Origin of the sequence: Chelativorans alearensis, assembly GCF_010993735.1 — a bacterium.
Taxonomy (GTDB): Bacteria; Pseudomonadota; Alphaproteobacteria; order Rhizobiales; family Rhizobiaceae; genus Chelativorans; species Chelativorans alearense.
Window position 1 is genome coordinate 1 of record NZ_WQNI01000033.1, and the last position, 3,308, is coordinate 3,308.

2 protein-coding genes are annotated in these 3,308 nt (G+C 59.5%); both read right to left on the minus strand.

Going from position 1 to position 3,308, the window contains the following annotated elements; genetic code table 11:
* On the minus strand, positions 1-407 hold a 407-nt coding region (locus tag GPJ75_RS27095; protein ID WP_163273265.1), incomplete at its 3' end, for a hypothetical protein.
* A 65-nt stretch (positions 408-472) separates the two neighbouring features.
* Positions 473-3,308 (minus strand): hypothetical protein (locus tag GPJ75_RS27100; protein ID WP_163273267.1); only part of this gene is annotated, 2,836 nt, incomplete at its 5' end.

The window sequence follows — 3,308 nt, forward strand, 5'->3', positions numbered from 1 at the left end:
GAAACGTTGGTCTCGCCCTCCCCGCCGCCATAAAGGCCCGCCGCCTCGGCCAGCCGGCGCGACAACGCGTCGTCCTCCGGGCCGGGGACCGTGCCCATATGCGAGAGCACCTCGTCCAGGCTCGCTTGCGCATCGCCCATCTCCTCGCGCCCATGGGACAGGAACGCCTCGCGCAGCGTTCCGCCGAGTTTCGCATCGGCCTCGGCCCCTGCCGCCCCGCTCTGTGCGCTGAGGAGATTGTCGTGGGTAGGATACAGGCGGCTCAGGGCATCGGCCAATAATGAATCGTCCGCGGAGAGACCGGTCTCGACGTGCGGGTCCGCCGCCGCGTGTGGAATGTATGTGGTCTCGGGCGTGTAGATAAGATGATCGAGTATCGGGGGGATATTTACATTTTTAATATACATAAAATATTCTCTCAACGAAGTTGAATTAAAAATATTTACGGTAGGGCAGCCGCCCAAGGCAGATATTAAGGCCCGAAACGAATAGGCTCGATAGCTTCCACAGCAATGTGGTTTGTGCTCACGCTGCGTTGAACGAGTGCCTGAACTGTTTCCACTCGTTGCTGCGGAACGTAGATCACCTTTATTTTATCTGCTTGCACATAATCTTGAGCTTCCGTCAACTGGTGGCTGATTGGCTCTAGTGGTAAACCGTCAGCATCGATGCCGTAGATAACCGGGAAGCGTTGATCGACGAGCCTCTGTTCGCTCTCGGATAAGTTGTCCCAAACGTCTACTTGCGTCCGAAGCATCTCTCTGCTTTTCGTGAGCGTCTCTCTAGCCTGACCGAAATCTGCCCTCCTTATTAACTGTTGGTCCGCCAACTCTTCCAGATATTGCCTGTGGACAGCCGGTTGGTTCTCAACGAGTTGCAGCCGGGAAAGTGCGTGTTCGACCCTGTCGAGCTGGGTTTGGGCACGGTGAGGAGACCATCCTAAGTGGTTTCTCGTCGCTACGATTGAATCTATAAGCGCCTCCTCGAGGTACTGGACCCCGCGGGTTTTAATTAAGCGCTCGGCTTGTGTCTTCGGGGCCAACGGTTCCATACGCACCGCATTCCAGGTCGCACTTTCGTGACCTGACAACAAATCTCCGCGAACCGCTTCGGGAACATGTTCGGTGAAGGCCAGAAGACTGTCGGAATTGGCTCCATGGTAGAGGCTGGCGCCATGGGCTGGGATGTCCCATTGAACGGGAGGTTCATTATAGATGACCGTATCGCCGATGATGTAAGGGCGCCGTGGTTGATGATCCCAGGACTGCATCTGAAATTGCCCCCTTGGCATTCCTCCATCGAGAATTGCTCCCTGGAGGAGTGCTCCAGGATCTTCCCCGAGATGTTCAAGCTCTATCGGCACGCTGGTTGCTTCGCCACCGGGAAGTCCTGAGCCGGGGAGGCTGTCGTCGGGTCCGACTTGCCATCGCCCGTCCTCGAGGTGGACGGCGGGCGTTGTCTGTCTCACCGCCGGATTGCCGGGAATGCGCAGGTGCCATTCGTCCATTCCGTTGGGCTTCTCAATGGCATACCAGCGCTCGACGCCGTCAGCATCGGTCATGGTGATGTATTTGGTCTTGCCGTCCAGGCTGGCATAGAATTGTTGGTCGTTGATCGGCCCGATATTCTCCGGCCTGCCGGGGTAGGAATAGTTTGCCGCCCCCCAAGCATCCAGGCGCGCTGGGTCTTTGGTTGAGATGCCGCTGAGATTATCTCCGGTCCTCTCGGCGGATATGTCTCCGCCTTCCCTGGAGATCAGCTTGCCCGCCTCCTCGGCGGTGAGACGCGCACCGTAGGACTCACCGGTTCGCGGGTCCGCCAGCGTGTAGAAGCGCTCTCCGGCCTCGTCGCAATGCTCCTTGAGGAAAACGATCTCGTTCCCGTCGTTGCGGCCGAGCACCAGCTCGACCTTGTCGAGACCGGCGCTTGCCTCGCCGGCGTCGTGGGGGATGACCTCGATGGTCTGGACCCCTTCCGCGTCCTTCGTCACCCTCGCGCTGGAGGCAAGTGTCTGTTCGCCGTCGCCCCCGATTTCGATGAGGCGCGAGCGGCTGGCGGCGCCCTCCAACGTATCGGCCAATTCAGGAAGCGTGGCTCTGAGGTGCTCGGCGACGCGCGTGGCGTCCTTTACGCCGGCGACTGTGATATGGGAGGCAAGGCTGGGTGTCGAGATGGGCATGGCGCTTTCCAGGCCCGTCACGGCGGTTTTGAACAGCTGCTTGCCGAACGTGTGTCCGAAGGAGTCGGCGATGTGGAGACCGGCCGAAAAGCCCACGCTCAAGCCGTCCTCGAGCGTGCTCCTCACGAAGGCGGATATGCCGGCGGAGATCATGCGGCCGCCGGCCTTCACGGCCTGGATGCCCTCGCCCACGAAGGGGATGAAGGACAGGATGTCGAAGAAACCGTTCACGATGGCGCCCGCCACATCTCCCTTCTGGATGGCCACGACCATCGCGCGGAAGGGGATGAGATTGAGAAAGAAGTTGCCGACCGCCTCGGTTGTTGTCTCGTCGCGCAGTTGATCGCGGGACTTTTCGACTTCCTGCGTGTAGAAACCGAGGAACGCGGATTTGGCCTCTTCCATCGTTCCGCTGGCGACCTCTTTTGCCGCGTAGATCAGCTCGCAACCGGGCGCGAGTTTGCCGTTCGCGTTTCCCAGCGTATTCGCACCGAAGACCGTGTTGGCGTTGGCCTTTGCCCATTCCTGTGAGGACTCGATCTTCTGCAGGCCCTTGCCTGCTTCTTCGAGCGGCAAGACGAAATGGTCGAGGTCGTTCGAGTTGGGGACGGCGATGTCAATGAAGAACGAATTGTCGCTCGATAGGGGTAATATAACTAGCCCGCGGCCGAGGCCGCCCCACCTCCAATACGGAACTTCAAGGACCGGCCGCGAAATCGTGATCGTGGCGCCCTCCAGGTTCAGATTGTGCTGTTTCGCATAGAGCGCCACCGACTGGCCGATGAAGGTGGCCATGGCCTCCGAAAAGCTGCCCTTCTTCTCCTCAAACGTCTCATCGAATACCGTGGCCGGATCGGGTAGGTCCGATGGAGGCGTGAAGTCGAGAATGTTGTCTAGATTCCCGTGCTGGAAATACACTTCCGCGAGGGTCGTCCGCGTGAAGATCGGCTCAGCGGAGAACTTGTCCCTGCGTAGAATGTAGTCGACCACTTGGTCCGGGTTGAGGCCATGGTTTCGCAGGATTTGTCTGGCGATGTCCTGGCGGGAAGAGACCGCGTCCCGGCCGAGAGTTTCCAGCGCCTCGGCAATCGCGAGCTCCTCCTTGAAGACGTCGTGGGCGACGTCGGCG